The organism is Clostridium beijerinckii (assembly GCA_003129525.1).
Classification (GTDB): domain Bacteria; phylum Bacillota; class Clostridia; order Clostridiales; family Clostridiaceae; genus Clostridium; species Clostridium beijerinckii_D.
On sequence record CP029329.1, the window covers coordinates 351037 to 369075 of the forward strand.

At 29.1% G+C, this 18039-nt stretch carries 14 protein-coding genes; all 14 read right to left on the minus strand.

Annotation, left to right across the window (positions count from 1 at the left end; genetic code table 11):
• Nucleotides 1–88: 88 nt before the first annotated feature.
• Nucleotides 89–1381, minus strand: coding sequence for a phosphopyruvate hydratase (locus DIC82_01445; protein ID AWK49836.1), 1293 nt, complete (start codon nt 1379–1381; stop codon nt 89–91).
• Between the two features lie 222 nt (nt 1382–1603).
• On the minus strand, nt 1604–2203 hold the full coding sequence (locus DIC82_01450; protein AWK49837.1) for a protein kinase: 600 nt from the start codon (nt 2201–2203) through the stop codon (nt 1604–1606).
• 377 nt (nt 2204–2580) lie between these two features.
• Nucleotides 2581–4107 (minus strand): 2,3-bisphosphoglycerate-independent phosphoglycerate mutase, encoded by a 1527-nt coding sequence (locus DIC82_01455; protein ID AWK49838.1) that lies wholly within the window; start codon nt 4105–4107, stop codon nt 2581–2583.
• A gap of 352 nt (nt 4108–4459) precedes the next feature.
• The gene (locus tag DIC82_01460; GenBank protein AWK49839.1) at nt 4460–5206 is read right to left on the minus strand and encodes a triose-phosphate isomerase; all 747 of its coding nucleotides are present in this window, start codon (nt 5204–5206) and stop codon (nt 4460–4462) included.
• A gap of 216 nt (nt 5207–5422) precedes the next feature.
• The gene (gene pgk, locus DIC82_01465; GenBank protein AWK49840.1) at nt 5423–6598 is read right to left on the minus strand and encodes a phosphoglycerate kinase; all 1176 of its coding nucleotides are present in this window, start codon (nt 6596–6598) and stop codon (nt 5423–5425) included.
• A gap of 273 nt (nt 6599–6871) precedes the next feature.
• Complete coding sequence (gene gap, locus DIC82_01470) at nt 6872–7873, minus strand: type I glyceraldehyde-3-phosphate dehydrogenase (GenBank protein ID AWK49841.1); 1002 nt, start codon at nt 7871–7873, stop codon at nt 6872–6874.
• A gap of 55 nt (nt 7874–7928) precedes the next feature.
• A complete protein-coding gene (locus DIC82_01475) occupies nt 7929–9008 on the minus strand; it encodes a Cro/Cl family transcriptional regulator (protein AWK49842.1) in 1080 nt (359 codons plus the stop codon).
• Nucleotides 9009–9217: 209 nt separating this feature from the next.
• Complete coding sequence (locus DIC82_01480; GenBank protein ID AWK49843.1) at nt 9218–10609, minus strand: RNA polymerase factor sigma-54; 1392 nt, start codon at nt 10607–10609, stop codon at nt 9218–9220.
• Between the two features lie 401 nt (nt 10610–11010).
• Nucleotides 11011–11847, minus strand: a complete 837-nt coding sequence (locus DIC82_01485) for a fatty acid-binding protein DegV (GenBank protein ID AWK49844.1) — start codon at nt 11845–11847, stop codon at nt 11011–11013.
• A gap of 20 nt (nt 11848–11867) precedes the next feature.
• Nucleotides 11868–12329, minus strand: coding sequence for a tRNA (uridine(34)/cytosine(34)/5-carboxymethylaminomethyluridine(34)-2'-O)-methyltransferase TrmL (locus tag DIC82_01490; GenBank protein ID AWK53008.1), 462 nt, complete (start codon nt 12327–12329; stop codon nt 11868–11870).
• A 264-nt stretch (nt 12330–12593) separates the two neighbouring features.
• Complete coding sequence (locus tag DIC82_01495; GenBank protein AWK49845.1) at nt 12594–14078, minus strand: vanomycin resistance protein VanB; 1485 nt, start codon at nt 14076–14078, stop codon at nt 12594–12596.
• Nucleotides 14079–14432: 354 nt separating this feature from the next.
• Nucleotides 14433–15374: a muramidase gene (locus DIC82_01500; protein AWK49846.1), complete on the minus strand. Its 942-nt coding sequence runs from the start codon at nt 15372–15374 to the stop codon at nt 14433–14435.
• A gap of 79 nt (nt 15375–15453) precedes the next feature.
• A complete protein-coding gene (locus DIC82_01505) occupies nt 15454–16962 on the minus strand; it encodes a two-component sensor histidine kinase (GenBank protein AWK49847.1) in 1509 nt (502 codons plus the stop codon).
• Nucleotides 16952–17659: a DNA-binding response regulator gene (locus tag DIC82_01510; GenBank protein ID AWK49848.1), complete on the minus strand. Its 708-nt coding sequence runs from the start codon at nt 17657–17659 to the stop codon at nt 16952–16954. The genes DIC82_01505 and DIC82_01510 overlap by 11 nt, the downstream gene beginning before the upstream one ends.
• Nucleotides 17660–18039 lie beyond the last annotated feature (380 nt).

Here is an 18039-nt window from a genome sequence, read left to right on the forward strand (position 1 = left end):
CTACAATAAAAACTTGTGTAAATATAAAAATAGTTGATAATACAAAAAATTCACATTTCTTATACTACCAACTATATGTCAATTCATTTTATTTAATGTTAAAGAAAGCTTTCTTACCTCTATATTCAGCTACATCATCTAATTCTTCTTCTATTCTTAATAATTGATTATATTTTGCAACTCTTTCAGATCTAGCTGGTGCTCCAGTCTTTATTTGACCTGCATTCACAGCCACAACTAAGTCAGCTATTGTTGTATCTTCAGTTTCACCTGATCTATGAGAAACAACTGCTGTATATCCAGCTCTGTTAGCCATTTCAATTGCATTTAGAGTTTCTGTTAATGTACCTATTTGATTTAACTTAATAAGAATTGAGTTAGCTACACCAAGGTTAATTCCTTTTTCAAGTCTTTCAGTATTAGTAACAAATAAATCATCACCAACTAATTGTACTTTCTTTCCTAATCTTTCAGTAATTAGCTTCCAACCATCCCAATCTTCTTCAGCCATACCATCTTCAATTGAAATAATAGGATATTTATTGACCCATTCTTCAAAGAAATCAACCATCTCTGCTGATGTTAATGTTCTTCCTTCATGTTCTAATACATACTTACCATCTTTATAATACTCTGATGAAGCTGCATCAATTGCAATAAATATTTCCTCTCCTGCTTTGTATCCAGCTTTTTCTACTGCTTCAATTATAACATCAAGTGCTTCTGCATTTGACTTTAAGTTTGGAGCAAATCCACCTTCATCACCAATACCAGTTGAGTATCCTTTATCATTTAAAATTTTCTTTAATGTATGATATACTTCAGCACACATTCTTACAGCTTCACTAAATGTTGGTGCTCCAGCTGGCATAATCATAAATTCTTGTAAATCTACAGAGTTATCAGCATGTGATCCTCCATTTATTATATTCATCATAGGAACTGGCAATACTTTTGCATTTACTCCACCTATATATTTATATAAAGGCATATTCAACGAAGTTGCAGCTGCATTTGCAACAGCTAATGATACTCCTAAAATAGCATTGGCTCCTAATTTTTCTTTGTTTTTAGTTCCATCTAATTCAATAAGCATTTTGTCAATATAAGTTTGGTCAAATACATTACTTCCTATTAATTCTTCTGCAATAGTGTCATTTACATTCTTAACTGCATTTAAAACGCCTTTTCCTAAAAACTTATTTTTGTCTCCATCTCTTAATTCTACAGCTTCATACATTCCAGTCGATGCACCTGATGGTACCGCTGCTCTTCCTACAGTTCCATCTTCTAAATATACTTCTACTTCTACTGTTGGAAAACATCTCGAGTCTAAAATTTGCCTTGCAACCACATCTACAATTTCTAAGTAATCTTTCATTTAATATTACCTCCTCATTTTATAATTACATTGAGAATTCTTCTCATTGTAATTATAATACATAACATCTAAATTTAAAAGCTTTTTTTCATTTACCATAATATTATTAGTAAATTATTTAATGAATATTCATATTAATATAGAATAATAAAAAAATTAACTATAGATACTCCAAGTTTAAGTTGAACTTAGATTTAGAGTATCTATAGTTAACCTTTATTTTTATTCTAATGTAGATAAATTTGTTCTTTCACAATACCTTTTAAATTTCAATTCCCATGATATTGCTATCTTTGAATCTATTTTTTTTATACCTGTAAAAAATTCTTCTAGCACTCCAATTCTATTTAATCCTTTCATTAAATGCCTTGGATGATCAACTTTTCTAGTATAAGCTTTTTTAGGGTCTATTATCATAAGTTTTTCATTATCTGAAACATAAATATCTCTACATCTAATATCTAACTTCTTGAATTTAAGCCTCTTAAATTCTAATAGTAAATCATATATATTTTCAATTAATCTTTGACTAATTCCATTTTGTTTTATATATTTGTCAAGTCTTTTGCCTTCTACCATATCTCTTATAACATAGAATTTCCCCCTTTTATATAAATACGGAAAATATTTAGATCCATTTGTTTTAGCAAGAATACTTCCTTCATCATTACATACCTTTTTTCTTAAAAATATTTTGATAGCTTTTTTATTTGGTAATTCGTACACCACTCCATTATTCCCTTGACCTAGATAATTAGCCTCTCTAAATAAATTTTCAGTGATTTCATCAAAATCAGCAGAGTATGCAAAATTCTTTTTCATATCATCAACCTTAAATCTTTTTTATAAATATATTAATTTAAAATTTAGTTTATGCGGTTTTACTTAAATGATTCTCTAAAATTTCGCAAATTTTATTACTTTAAAATACTTTCTGTAAAAAAAATTGTCTCAAAATAAAATAAACTTGTATACTTTTACGAATATTATGTTGTTTTTAAGTAGATAAGTCTGAATCATTTAGTCTACTAATGAATGTGAGTATAGTTTCCTAAGTATCATTATTTTTGAACATATAAAAACTGCCTTAAAACAATTTAAAATTATCTTAAGGCAGTCATCTTATGTAAGGCCCTTGAAAATAACTAGTCAATATCCTAATCTATATTTGACTTATTATTTTTTCATTTACCTTTAAATTATTTATTTACTACTAAATTTTCACCAGTCATTTCAGCCGGTATTTCAACACCTAATTGAGTTAACATTGTTGGTGCAATATCAGCAAGTTTTCCATCATTTAACTTCTTATTTTCTGTATGATTTGATACCCAAACAAATGGTACTGGTTGTGTAGTATGAGCTGTAAATGGAGTTCCTGTTGAGAAATCTATCATAGTTTCAGCATTACCATGGTCTGCAGTAATAAACACGCATCCATCCTTTTCTAATACCTTATTTACAACATTCCCCAAACATTCATCAACTGCTTCTATTGCTTTAACAGCTGCTTCAACAATTCCTGTATGACCAACCATGTCTGGATTTGCAAAGTTTAAGATTATCATGTCATATTTATCACTATCTAATCTAGCTAATAATTCTTCTGTTACTTCATATGCACTCATTTCTGGCTTTAAGTCATAAGTTGCAACCTTTGGTGAAGGAATTACTATTCTATCTTCACCTGGATTTTCTTTTTCTACTCCGCCATTAAAGAAGAAAGTAACATGGGCATATTTTTCAGTTTCAGCGATTCTTAATTGATTTAATCCCTTACTACTTACATATTCTCCAAGAGTATTAGCTAAAGTTTGTGGAGTATATGCAACATTTACACCTTCTAAAGTCTTATCATATTGAGTCATTGTTACAAAAGTAAGGTTTAAAGTTTCTCTCTTAAACCCAGCAAATTCTTTATCGTTAATAGCTCTAGTTATTTCTCTAGCTCTATCTGGTCTAAAGTTAAAGAAGATAACTGAATCTTCATTTTTTATGTTACCACCTTCAGTTATTACTGTTGGTAGAACAAATTCATCAGTTTTATTATCGTGATATGAATTTTCCATAGCTTCTACTGCGCTATTTGCAGTTTCACCTTTTCCTAAAACTACTGCGTTATATGCAAGTTCAACTCTTTCCCATCTATTATCTCTATCCATAGCATAATATCTACCGCTTATAGTAGCAATCTTACCTATACCTACTTCAGCCATAATTTTTTCAGTTTTTTCTACGAATTCTTTTCCTGATGAAGGTGGTACATCTCTTCCATCCATAAATGCATGAAGATAAACATTTTGAACTCCTTCTTTTTTAGCAAATTCTAAAAGTCCTCTTAAATGATCAATATGTGAGTGAACCCCACCGTCTGATAAAAGTCCCATTAAGTGCAAAGCTGATCCACTTTTTTTTGCATTATCCATAGCTAGCTTAAGAGCTTCATTTTCAAAGAAATCTCCATCTGAAATTGCTTTTGTAATTCTAGTTAATTCTTGGTATACTATTCTACCTGATCCAATATTCAAATGTCCAACTTCTGAATTACCCATTTGGCCTTCTGGTAATCCAACTGGCATTCCACTTGCTTGTAATTGTGAAGTAGGATATTTTTCAAACAATTTATCTAAATTAGGTTTATTTGCTAAACTTACAGCATTTCCTTCTGATTTTGGTGCAATTCCAAAACCATCCAATATCATTAACATAACAGGTTTTTTTGACATTTCCTATCCCTCCAAATTTCCTCAATTTTAGATCATAATATATTAATCTTACTTTATTATATACTATATTTAATCTATTAAATTATATTATTTTTTTACACTTATTGCAACTTATAAAGGCTAAAATAGGTGTATATAACTTAAATAAGAGAATATAAATACTTTGTTTGACCATAATAATAAAAATTGCTTAAAAAATGGAATTTTTAAAATTAAAATTTATTTTTTAGGCGATTTCTATAGAAATATGTGATTTCTTGATAAATTCTAGAAAACATAACTTTAATCAGTATTTTTTTATTATATAATAAAAAAAGCTATGAACAAAAAGTTCATAGCTTTAAAAAACATCTTAATAATTAGCTATTGCAGAGAAATCAGCAGCAACTAAACTAGCTCCACCAACTAATGCTCCATCTATATCAGACATTTCCATTTGAGCTTTTATTGTGTTTGGTTTAACTGATCCACCGTATTGAATTCTTACTTTATCAGCAACTTCTGATCCATACATTTCAGTAACCATAGCTCTTATTGCTTTAATTGTTTCATTTGCTTGTTCATCAGTAGCAGTTTTACCTGTTCCAATTGCCCAAATTGGTTCATAAGCAATAACAAGTTTTTCTGCTTGATCATTTGTTAATCCAGCTATATCAACTTTAATTTGAGCTTCGATAACTGTATTAGTAGTTCCATTTTCTCTTTGTTCTAGAGATTCTCCACAGCAAAGAATTGGAGTAATGTTGTGTTCAAAAGCTTTTTTAACCTTTTTATTTAGTGCTTCATCAGTTTCATTGAAGTATTCTCTTCTTTCACTGTGACCTAAAACAACATATTCAATTCCCATAGCTTCTAGCATTCCTGGAGAAACTTCTCCTGTGAAAGCTCCACTTTCTTCAAAGTGCATGTTTTGTGCAGCTACCTTTATATTTGATCCGGCTACTGCCTTTTTAACAGCATCTAAACATACAAATGTAGGGCATACAACTACGTCACATGTAGCATTTTTAACTAATGGCTTTAATTCTTCTACCATTTTAACTGCTTCATCAATAGTTTTATTCATTTTCCAGTTTCCTGCAATAATTGCTTTTCTCATTATATCCACCTCATAATTAAAATTTTAATAAGACACATGAAATAAAATAACATACTTAAGAAGCTTTTGGCCGAAAGCTTCTTAAGTACTAATTGAATAAAATTTTTAAGTATACTTTATAATTTTATTAGTAATTACTATTTTAAATTTTCCTTATTTTAATACATTAGTTGTTAATATATTAAAATAAGAGATATTAATTATTTTTCATATAAATTAGTTATTTAATGCAGCGATTCCTGGTAATACTTTACCTTCTAAGAATTCAAGAGAAGCACCACCACCAGTTGAGATGTGAGTCATCTTGTCGCCAAATCCTAAGATGTTAACAGCAGCTGCTGAATCTCCACCACCTATAATAGTAGTAGCATCTGCATCTGCCATAGCCTTAGCTACTGCAATTGTTCCCTTATTGAAGTTTTCGAATTCGAATACTCCCATAGGTCCATTCCAAATTACTGTCTTAGCATCTTTAATAGCATCAGCATATAAATCATCAGTCTTTGGTCCGATATCTAATCCCATGCTTCCAGCTGGAATATTTTGATCTTCTGTAACTACAGCTTCTACATCTTTAAATTCTGCAGCAACTCTATGATCTACTGGTAATAAGAATTTAACACCTTTTTCTTCAGCTTTTGTAATCATTTCTTTAGCATAGTCAAGTCTATCTTCTTCAACTAATGAAGTTCCGATTTCATATCCTTGAGCTTTTAAGAATGTATAAGCCATTCCACCACCAATAATGATTGTATCAACTTTATCTAAAAGATTATTGATAACAGCAATTTTATCAGAAACCTTTGCTCCACCTAAGATAGCAACAAAAGGTCTTACTGGACTTTGAACTGCATTTCCTAAGAACTTTAATTCTTTTTGAATTAAGTATCCACATACAGCAGTATCAAGATAATCAGTTACTCCAACTGTTGAACAGTGAGCTCTATGAGCTGTTCCAAATGCATCATTAACAAATACGTCTGCTAATGAAGCTAATTCTTTAGAGAAGTCTGCAATATTCTTAGTTTCTTCTTTTCTGCATCTAGTGTTTTCTAATAATACGATGTCTCCATCTTTCATATCAGCAACAGCTTTTTTAGCATTTTCGCCTACAACTTCTTCATCTCTAGCAAAAATAACTTCTTTACCTAGCATTTCGCTTAATCTTGTAGCAACTGGTGCTAATGATTTTGAAGCATCTTTTCCTAAATGTGAGCAAAGAATAATTTTTGCATTATGTTCTACTAAATACTTGATAGTTGGAAGTGCTCCAGCTAATCTGTTTTCATCAGTTATAACGCCATCTTTTAATGGTACATTAAAATCACATCTAACTAAAACTTTTTTACCATTTACATCTATATCTTCAATTGTCTTTTTATTAAAATCCATTAAAACTCACCTCAAAAAATTATTTTATCCGATAGCTAGCATCCGTAACACGCCCTCTTCTTCAAGTTGGAGATAACGGCTGCACGCTCCTGGACATTGTGACCCTTGTGGTTATAAGTTCAACTAAATTTAGCTGGAGTATAAAACTCCACCTCAAAAGTTTCACTTTATATGAATATTTTAAAATAGTCTGGCTTTATAGCCTTATACTACAAAACCAGACTTATTTACTTTAACATAAAATTTGCGCAATTATGTTCAGTTAGTTTCAAATTACTTTAAGTTAGCGAAGTATCCTAAAGTTCTGATTAATTGGTTAGTGTATGACATTTCGTTATCGTACCAAGAAGCTACTTTAACTAATTGTTCTCCATTAACTTCCATAACCTTAGTTTGTGTAGCATCGAATAATGATCCGAAGCTGCTTCCTATAATATCACAAGAAACTATTGGATCTTCAGTGTAACCAAATGATTCAGTTGCAGCAGCAGCCATAGCAGCATTAATTTCTTCTGCAGTTACTTTCTTATCTAAAGTACAAACTAATTCAGTTAATGAACCAGTTATTGTTGGAACTCTTTGAGCTCCTCCATCTAATTTTCCAACTAATGCTGGAATAACTAATCCGATTGCTTTAGCAGCACCTGTTGAGTTAGGAATTATTGAAGCTGCAGCAGCTCTAGCTCTTCTTAAATCACCATTTCTGTGTGGAGCATCTAAAGTATTTTGATCGTTAGTGTAAGAATGGATTGTAGTCATAAATCCTTTTGTTAATCCAAATTGATCACTTAATACTTTAGCAAATGGAGCTAAACAGTTAGTAGTACATGAAGCACCTGAAATAACTGTATCTTCTGCTTTTAATATATCATGATTTACATTAAATACTACTGTTGGTAGATCATTTCCTGCTGGAGCTGAAATAACAACTTTTTTAGCACCTGCTTTAATATGAGCTGAAGCCTTTTCTTTTGAAGCAAAGAATCCAGTACATTCTAAAACGATATCTACGTTTAATGCTCCCCAAGGTAAGTTTGCTGGGTTAGAATCAGCAGTTACTTTGATTTCCTTTCCGTTTACTACGAAAGCTCCTTCTTTAACTTCGATTTCTCCATCGAATCTACCTTGAGCTGAATCATATTTGAATAAGTGAGCTAACATTTTAGCATCTGTTAAGTCATTGATTGCAACCACATTAAATTCAGGGTTGTTAATCATTAATCTTAAAGCCAATCTACCTATTCTTCCAAAACCATTAATTGCTACGTTTACCATTACAATTACCTCCTAATTATACTTTCTTTTTTTTTATAAAAATAAATTTTACAAACTAATTTAATAACTGAATTTCATTATCTAGTTTTTTTAGTATTCCATAGGCTGTTGCCTCATCTGTAACTAATACTCCATTTACGTCGTTAAATTCAGTTGATATTATTGACTCAACTTTATTCTGCCCACCAGCCACTGCAATATGTGTTTTTATTTTTCTGGCTTCATTGATTTTAATTCCAACAGCGGTAGTTTCTGAGATTATTTTTGAGTCTTTGTTAAAATAACATCCAAATGCTTCTCCAACAGCCCCTTTATTAATTAGATTATCTATTTCTAGCTGTGGAACTCCTCTTTTTCTTGCCATCTGAACAGCATTACCTATACCATATATTAATATATCTGCTTTATGTATAGTATCTATTACTGCCTTAACGGCTTCTTCCTTAAGTAATGTATCTATTATATCTAAACTTAAGTTTTCCGAAATATGAAGCATTTTGTATGTACCATTTAGCTTTTTAGCTAAGGTAGCAGCTAAAGTATTTGCTTGAGTTTCAACCTTTTTGCCCATTCCACCTCTTGCAGGTACTACTTGGATTTTTGATAAATTTGTTATTTTAGGAAATGCTTCTACAACTTCTTTTAATGTGCTTCCACCTGTTAAAGCTATAATAGAATTATCTTCTAAAACATCTTTTACATAATTTGCACAAGCTTTCCCTAAATCCTTTAACACTAAAGGATTTTCTTCAATGTCTCCTGGGACTATGATTACTTTTTTTAAATTAAGAAAAGATTCTATTTTCGCCTCAACTTCTGAAAGACCTTTTATTTCATGAATAAAATCATTTAGTTTATATATAAGTTCTATTCCTTCACTTGTAACTGTCATTCCAGAAGCATTTATCTCAATTAATCCTTGTTCCTTCAAAAAACCTATTTCTGTTCTTGCTGTTCTTTCACCAACATTTAGAATGTCTGCAAGGACTCGCCTTCCTATAGGTTCATTATGACAGATTGTCCTGAGTACGTTATACCTTTTCTCTAATGTATTTACGAGCTCAGGAACTATCTTTTTTTGTAATTCTAATATTTCCTGCAACTCCAACACTCCTTTGGCCACTAAGTGTCCCATATTATTTTATTATGTCCCACAGCTATTATTATAGAACACATTTATAAAATTTTAAAGGCTTTAGGCAAATTTTTTTTATAATATTTCAAAAAACACATAAAAACTCTAATAAATTCAATTATTAGGAAGCTTTCATGTGTGTGTTTACAATATCTTACTGCAGAAATTTTTAAAGTCATAGGTCTTTCTCATTAATTCCACATTGATAACTAAAGCCTTTTTCTCATAGAAGAAGCTTTAATGCCTAACTCTTCTCTATATTTCGCAACTGTTCTACGAGAAATATTCATATCTTTATCTGCTAGCATAGAACTTAATATTTGATCTGAAAGAGGCTTCCCTTTATTTTCTTCGTTAATTATTTTCTTTATTTCATTTTTTATTTTTATAGTTGATGTATCATCATCATTATTTGAAGATATTCCACTTGCAAATAAATCTTTTATTTTTATAGTTCCATAACTTGTTAATACATATTTGTCTTTAATTGCTCTGCTTACAGTAGAGTCATGAACTCCAATTACTTCTGCAACTTCTTTTAATATCAAAGGTTTTATATATTGTTTACCAAATTTAAAGAACTCCTCTTGTTTACTGATCACACATTCTAAAACCTTATATAGTGTATTTTTTCTTTGCTCTATTGATTTAATTAAAAATAATGCTTGATTAATCTTATCTTTAACATAATCATTTGTTTTTGAATCTTCATTATTTTGCAAAACATCTTTATAAGTTTTGCTTATCATAAGTCTAGGTAAAACACTTTCATTCATTAATATGAAAAATTCACCATCTATATTTTTTATTTCAGCATCTGGAATTATGTAATTAACTTCTTCACCTGTATAAAATCCTCTTGATGGCTTAGGCTCTAGTTTTTTAATTAAATCTCCATATCTCTGTGCTTCTCTTGGTGATATATTAAAATCTTTTCCTATTAATTCATATTTATTTTCTGCAACATTTTCTAAATGATTTGAAATTATTTTCTCTATTATGTTATCTAAAATATTCAATTTTAAACTCTGAATAAGTAGACATTCTTTGATATTTCTAGCTCCTATACCATAAGGTTCCAATGATTGAACTATTTTTAAAGCTTTTTCCACTACATCTTCAGATATATTTAATTCTTCAGCAAGTTCTTCTATTGATATTTCTAAATAGCCTCTATTATCTAATGACTCAACAATATATTTGCATATAGTTAACATATATTGATCTATATTTACTTCAACTAATTGTTCTTGTAAATAATCCTTTAGTGATACCTTTTTTTCAATAAAATTTAGTGGTGAAACCTCTTCACCAGAATAACTTTTTTCTGATCTATCTTTATAATTGTCAGAATATAATTCATCAACTATTTCTTTATGATCATATTTATCTTCTATATTCGTTTTTTCATTTATTGGTGCATCATCATATGAAATTACTTCCTCATTGATCTCTAAAACTGGATTTTCTGAATACTCATTGTCAATATATTCTCTTAAATCATGAAGAGACATTTGTAAAAGCTTTATAGATTGTTGCATATTTTGAGTTAATATCAATTTCTGTTCTTGCGTCATCTTCATTCTATAATCTAAATTCATAAATATCCCCCTTATTACTATTTATCATGACTTTAGTTAAACGTATTCATCACGATGATAATTTAATAATTAACAATCTTTCATATAGTATACCCTGTCTTACTATCACAATGCAAGTTAACTATATTAATTTTAATCATAAAAAACATACCTTATTTATTATGTCCACGTTAATCCAAATTAATTTAGACATATAAAAAGTATCAGGGTAGTATTATAATCTATTTTGCGCATACTAAGTCATCATGTTTAACTAATAACTTGATATTAGCCAAGCATCATCCTTATCTAACACAAAACACAACTACATCATTACCTTGTTATTTTCTATATGCCTTACTTAAAATCATATAACTCAAAAAAATTAAAGAATGTCTTTAATTTTTTATTATCTCTTAATATTATTTATTTAAAAATACTAATCCACAACACCCCGGACCTGAATGTATACATACAGTTGATCCAACAGGACATTCCACAAAATTAACTTTGTTGCTTTTCATATATACTTTAAGAGCTTCTTTAATTTCAATATTATTTACATCAATTAATATGACCGGTACTTCATCATCTAAATTTGCATTTTCTAAATCACTAATAATTTTCTCAATTGATTTTCTATTCCCTCTAATTTTATCTTTTACAGATACAAGACCATCTTTTATTTCCAATATTAGCTTTATTCCAAGCATACCGCCAACTATACCAGCTGTCTTAGAAATTCTTCCGCCTCTAACAAGATACTCTAAAGATTCAAAATAAATTGAAACCTTTATTTTTTCTTTAATAATATTCAATTCTTCTTCAATTTTTGCAATATCATATCCTTTATTTATAAGCTTAGCAGCTTTTATAACTAGTATTCCAAGCGCTGCTGTAACATTTTGAGAGTCAATAACAGCTACATCTTTAGTTTCTAATGTTTCCTTTGCTATACATGCTGATTGATATGTTCCGCTCATTGCAGAAGACATATGAATTGATATAATTTTATATCCTTCACTCAGATATTTCTTGTATGCCTCAATAAATCTATTTGGAATAACTTGAGCTGTAGTTGGAAATATACCCTCCTTTTCTATTCTTTCAAATACTTTCTGAGGATTTATTTCAACTCCATCTAAATAACTTTCTTCACCAAAGTTTATTAATAATGGTAAAACTTCTATATCATACTTCTCATATATTTCTTTGGATAAATCAGCAGTACTATCTGTTATGATTTTTATCTTTTCCATATATCTTCATTCCTCTTCGTTTATTTCATATTAGGAAATCCTATTTGTCTTAAAGCTTCATAAGCAATTATAGCTGCTGTATTTGACAAATTTAAACTTCTAGTACTTGATTTTATCATAGGAACTCTAAGGCCAGTATGTCTATTATGCACTGCTTCCGGAACTCCACTAGATTCTCTTCCAAACATTATAAAATCTCCTTCTTCAAAGGCAATTTCATCAAAATGGGTTCCTCCATGAGTAGTGGCTAAAAATATTCTTTTATCTCCGTATTTATTTATAAAATCTTCATAGCTTTCATGTATTTCTAATTGTAAGTCTTTCCAATAATCTAAACCTGCTCTTCTAACTTGTTTATCATTTATTTCAAATCCTAATGGTTTTATTAAATGCAATTTACTATCTGTAAGAACACAAGTTCTTGCAATATTGCCTGTATTTTGGGGTATTTCAGGTTCATATAATACTATATTTAAATTCAAAACTTCACCTTCTCCTATTTTTATCAAAAAATCAGTCCACTTTTATTTTAAAATTATACTATACGGTTCAGAACAAGTCAAAATATTCATTGCCTAATCATATAGATATAATTTAAAATTTATATCACTTTAACTTTTAACTCAAACTTATTTACTAATTTTAGGCTTTCTGACTTTTTACAATTAAAAAACATATTTTCTTTAATACATTCATCTCAATTTCAAAGAAAATATGTTTTAATTCTATTCTAAATATTTAATTTATTATGCTGGGTTTGCTATTGTAGGTGGTGTTACTGGCGGTGTTGATGTTGGTGGTATTGTTGGCGTAACAGTTGTCGCCGGTTGCGTTCCTTTTTTAACCACGATTCCAACACTTGCATAATTATCTGTTGATATAACTTCCCTCTTGACTTCTACTCCATTTTCATAAGTGACTTGATATGATCTTGCTTTATATCCAATCATCCCTATTCCTTCACTCACTTCTTTACCTTCTGGCAAACTACTATCTGCTACTACCTTAGTTTCAGGTGGTATAGTTTGAAGAACTTCATTTACCATATCATATGTTTTTCCGTTTAATGCACTAGTATCTCCATATATATTATAAATCATTACTTTGCCTGCAGTACTTCCTTTAATATAAATAGGGAAATCATAAGTATTTTTAAACTTGTAATCTAAATAACCATAAGAAACTGTTGCATCAAGTCCTGGCTGTGCATAACCTACTACCATAGAATGATTTGTTCTTTCAACAGATCTTAAGTTAGCTTTCATTACTGCTCTATAAATAGCAGTAGATACTTGACATATACCCCCACCAATTCCTGGTTCTACTTTATTTCCTACATATGTTCCAGCTTCTTGATATCCTCTTTCAATTGTTCTAGGTCCTACGACATCATTAAAACTAAATGTTTCTCCTGGCATAACTATAGTTCCATTTATTGCAGCAGTTGCTATTTCTATATTAGTACTTCTACCTGCTGCAGATGTAGCGTAGTTAGATGAGAAAGTCCCCATTACACCTTTTATTTTAGATAAATCTTCGTTAGTTATTCTTGGTTTCGTTATTTCTAACTCTACTGTTGCTTTATTCGTAGAATTAAGCTCCTCGTTTATATTTTCTTTTAACGTTTTGTCTAACACATCTAAATTTATTGTTCTTCCTTCGGTTCCAGACTTAACAACTATCTTACCATTTTCCACACTAATTGTAGCATCCTTAGCTAATTCTGTAACATCCTTTTGTAATTTCTCTTCATATTTTTTTAATTGTTCTTCATCATATGAAAGGCCTAATGAAATCTGACTTTTTTCATCATCCGAATTTTTTATGGCCATATATTTCTTAAAAATTCCATTTTCTTTTCCAAATTTATAAGCTTGTTCTACTGCTACATCTATATCATATTTTGGCATTATATCTGAATAAATAAGTTCGTATTGCTTGTCCCCTATAACTATAGGTAATTTTTTATTGCTTATAGCTGTTTCAAATGTTTCAGTAAGCTTATTTTTTGCTTCTTCCTTAGTCATACCTCCAAGATCCACATCTTGTACAGTTACTCCTGGATATATTTTATTATCCCACTCTTTAACTATACTTTTTATTGATAATGAATATGCAGCTAATGCCGCAACTCCTATTACTATAAACGCTGCTATTACTAACATAATATTCTTTCGTTTCTTTATAATTTTCTTGGAAGCTCGTGCTCTTTTACCTGTTCCTTTTTCCACTCGATCTTCTCCTTTCAAGGACTTAGTAGTGTTTTAATAATCTAAAAGTCATATTTTTATTATCACTTTTAAATACATTATTGCTAAAAATTTACACTAATATTAAATTTTCACCAATGTTTTTATTATATCATATTCAAACTGTTATATGATAGTAATTTTATTATATATGATCTTAAATATGAGTTAAACTTTAGATATAAAAAAAATAACAAACCAATATATTGTATATATTTTGTACCATCTCAACACATTCTAACCACCTATAGTATTAACCATAAGTACGTTGTATCAGCATAGTATGGTTCAGAATAGACTCATATATTGACTAGTTATTTTTTTAATATACCTTATCTATAAATTTACTTTAGCACGTGTTTTAGATGTTTCTCCATCATAATCAAAAGCTTCAATTGTAACTTCTATAGGAATATTTTTTTGAACATTTAATTTATTTCTAGTTATCAAATAATTTGTAGCATTTTCATCAACTGTACCTACCCATTCTTTATTTACAAAAATATTATATCCTAACAAATCTACATCTTTATTCTTATTCCAAGAAACATATATGTTTCCATTTTCGAATCTTCCTCGTAAACCAGTAACAACATCAGGTTGAGTTAATAGATCTATATTATCTGGGCCCCAATTTGCATCAACTGGATTTCCAATTCCCGAAACAGTTGCATCTTCACTATATTGCCATATTCTCCATCTAGTCCATCCTCCAGCATTTGGCGGAAATTTAGGATTAATAGGAATCTTTGTATACATAGCAATCCATAATGGCATATTCTTTAAAGGATAACCACGTCCTGGAATATAGAAATTATCATAACGTTCTATAAAATCTACTCCTGTGTAAATCATAAGTCTTCTTCTAGTTTTTCTTTCAAATCTTTTTCTAAATCTATCAATCCAATCAATTAATGTTTTTGTAGATATTGATTTATCTGTAGGTGCTTCTACATCTATAACAGGAAATAAATCTCCATAATCTTTGTTTCCAAATCCCTCCTGCAGTATATTTATAAAATCATCACATTGTCTATCAGCATCAGTCAAATCATAAGATGGTAATGAAAAATGATATGCTCCAACAGGAATTCCATAGTTTCTACTAGCAGCTGCAAATTCCACGAATTTTTTATCAGGTCTAAATCTTCCTGTTGCTGATCCTGAAGCTCTTAAATATAAAAAATCTACTTTCGTTGCCAGTATATCAAATTGAACACTTTGGGTATATTCATTTATATCTACTCCAAAACGACTATTAGGGTTTTTATCTTGCATATTTCCTCCGACTAAAAAAATACTTCTCTACTATAAATATTAACTTACTTCAAAAAAAGTACCTATAATTATAAATTAATTATAAGTTTAGTTGTACATAGAAGCTTATATTATCTCCTACTGATTCAGCCCATATCTTACCTTCATGTAATTCTACTATATTCTTTGAAATTGCAAGCCCAAGCCCAGATCCTCCCGTATTAGTATTTCTTGATTCATCTAGTCTATAAAATCTATCAAATAATTTCTCTGCTTTTTCCTTTGAAAGATGATCTCCTTTGTTTCTAAAGACTACAATTACAGTATTATTTTTTTCATATAAGCCTATTAATATTTCTCCTGGTTTATATGAATATTTTATTGCATTAGTTATTAAATTCTCAAATACTCTAAGCATTTTTAAGGTATCTATTAAAACAGATATCTTTTCCGTTTCAAATTTTCTATATACTGTCAATTTATTTTCATCAAATAGTGGTGTTAATTCCTCTATTAGTTGCGATAAAAACTCTGATAAATTAACTTTAGTTTTTGTTAATGTTATTCCATTATTATTTAGCTTAGTATATTCAAACAAATCCTCAATTAGTAATTTTAGCCTTTCCGCTTTATTAAATGCTATATTTAAATATTCCTTCATTTCCTCTTCATCTTTATACCTGTTTTGAATTACAAGTCCTATATACCCCATTACGGATGTTAGAGGGGTTCTTAAATCATGAGAAACGTTCGTTATTAGATCTGTTTTTGTTTTCTCCGCATCTCTTTCTGCATTAATTTTTTCTCCTATTTCTGTAGCCATATAATTAATATTATAAGCTATATTCTTAATTTCATCTGTACCTTTTTCTTTTATTCTATAGCTTAAATTTCCACTTGCTATTATTTTAAGACCAAGTGCAATTTCATCTAAATACTTCATTTTGTTATTTGTTATAATAACAAAAGAAACTATAAATACTATAAATGTTAGAATCAATGCTAAAGATGAATTTGATGTATTAATTGTATTATATTTTATGGTTGCCTCTGGAATTTTTGAATATATCAAATAAATTCTTTCACTCCCCACTTTCAATGGCATTATATAATTTTTCTCTTTTACTTCTCCAATTTTTTCATAATTTACATTTGTCATGGCACTTTTTAATGCACTATAAATATCTATATTTTCTTCAACTACATTTGTGGTTTTGTATAATACTTTTCCATCCAAATCTGTTATATAGCTTTTATCACTACTTGATACATTTTCTAAAATCTTATTAACTCTATCCTTATCTTCTAAACTTAGATTTTTTTCTAACTCTATTTGTTTAGCTAAATTACTAGCTCCTCTTTCAATAGAATCATAATCATATGTTATTTTAGGCTCTGTATATTCTCTTTTCAAAAGATTATTTGTAAAATTATAAAAAATAAATGATATCAAAAAACATATTCCAATAACCATCATAAGTTCAAATCTAATACTCTTTTTAATCTTTTTCTTCGTACTGCTAACTAGCTGTTCAATACGTTTTACTATCTTTAAATCTGATATATTATAGTTTGAATTTATATGTTTTTGAGAATTATTATTTTTCAATTTTATATCCTACCCCCCAAACAGTTTTTATGAATCTAGGACTTCTTGGATTTTCCTCAATTTTCTCTCTTATTTTTCTTATATGCACCATAACGGTATTATCTGATGTCATAAATTCTTGATTCCAAACACTCTCATAAATATTTTCTATGGAAAATACTTTCCCTCGACTTTGTGCAAGCAATAATAAAATATCAAATTCTGTTGGAGTAAGTTTTAACAGATTATCTCCTAGTAACACTTCATGAGTTTCTAAATTTATAACTAAATCATCTATGTGAATTATATTATTATCATCTTCTGATAATAAATCTATTTTCTTGCTAAACTTATGAAACCTTCTAAGTTGAGATTTTACCCGGGCAATGAGTTCCAATGGATTAAATGGTTTTGTTAAATAATCATCAGCTCCCATATTAAGTCCTAATATTTTATCTATATCTTCACTTTTAGCTGATAACATTATTATAGGCATTTCTTTCAACTCTCTAATTTTCAAGCAAGCCTCTATTCCATTTAAATTAGGCATCATAACATCCAAAATTATTAAATCCACATCATTTTCTTGTAGCAAATTAATTGCTTCTAACCCATCACAAGCTTGTATGGTATCATATCCATCACTCTTAAGATATATATCAACTAAATCCCTTATTTCCTTCTCGTCATCAACAATCAAAATAGTTCCCTTTTCCAAAATGCCATCTCCTATCTAACTTTTTATTTTACTTAATAACTTTCATACTAAACTTTATTTTAATCTTAAAATCTTTACTTATTTTTAGTATTTATTCCTTTTATGGATTTCAAAATATTCTCTATTTAATTTTTACTATAATTCAATTTTAACTTAAATACCTTAAAAAAATCATCAAAAATTCTTAATACTTTCTAAAATATATTTCTAAATATAATTGATTTATATATTGTGTATTTGGCGAATTAGTTAATAACTTACGATTCTTGAAAATTGAATAAACTACCGAAATGAAGGTCATGCATTTGTTCGGGTTACTGAGGATTTAGCTGTGAATTTCTAGCAGCAGAAGTTGTACCCATTTCCACATGTTCCCAATA

Coding starts and splice junctions, on each gene's coding strand:
- DIC82_01485 (AWK49844.1), bottom strand. CDS start 11,847: ATGGAAAAGATAAAAATCATAACAGATAGTACTGCTGATTTATCCAAA.
- DIC82_01455 (AWK49838.1), bottom strand. CDS start 4,107: ATGTCAAAAAAACCTGTTATGTTAATGATATTGGATGGTTTTGGAATT.
- DIC82_01480 (AWK49843.1), bottom strand. CDS start 10,609: ATGAATTTAGATTATAGAATGAAGATGACGCAAGAACAGAAATTGATA.
- DIC82_01475 (AWK49842.1), bottom strand. CDS start 9,008: ATGGGACACTTAGTGGCCAAAGGAGTGTTGGAGTTGCAGGAAATATTA.
- pgk (AWK49840.1), bottom strand. CDS start 6,598: ATGGATTTTAATAAAAAGACAATTGAAGATATAGATGTAAATGGTAAA.
- DIC82_01450 (AWK49837.1), bottom strand. CDS start 2,203: ATGAAAAAGAATTTTGCATACTCTGCTGATTTTGATGAAATCACTGAA.
- DIC82_01500 (AWK49846.1), bottom strand. CDS start 15,374: ATGCAAGATAAAAACCCTAATAGTCGTTTTGGAGTAGATATAAATGAA.
- DIC82_01445 (AWK49836.1), bottom strand. CDS start 1,381: ATGAAAGATTACTTAGAAATTGTAGATGTGGTTGCAAGGCAAATTTTA.
- DIC82_01460 (AWK49839.1), bottom strand. CDS start 5,206: ATGAGAAAAGCAATTATTGCAGGAAACTGGAAAATGAATAAAACTATT.
- gap (AWK49841.1), bottom strand. CDS start 7,873: ATGGTAAACGTAGCAATTAATGGTTTTGGAAGAATAGGTAGATTGGCT.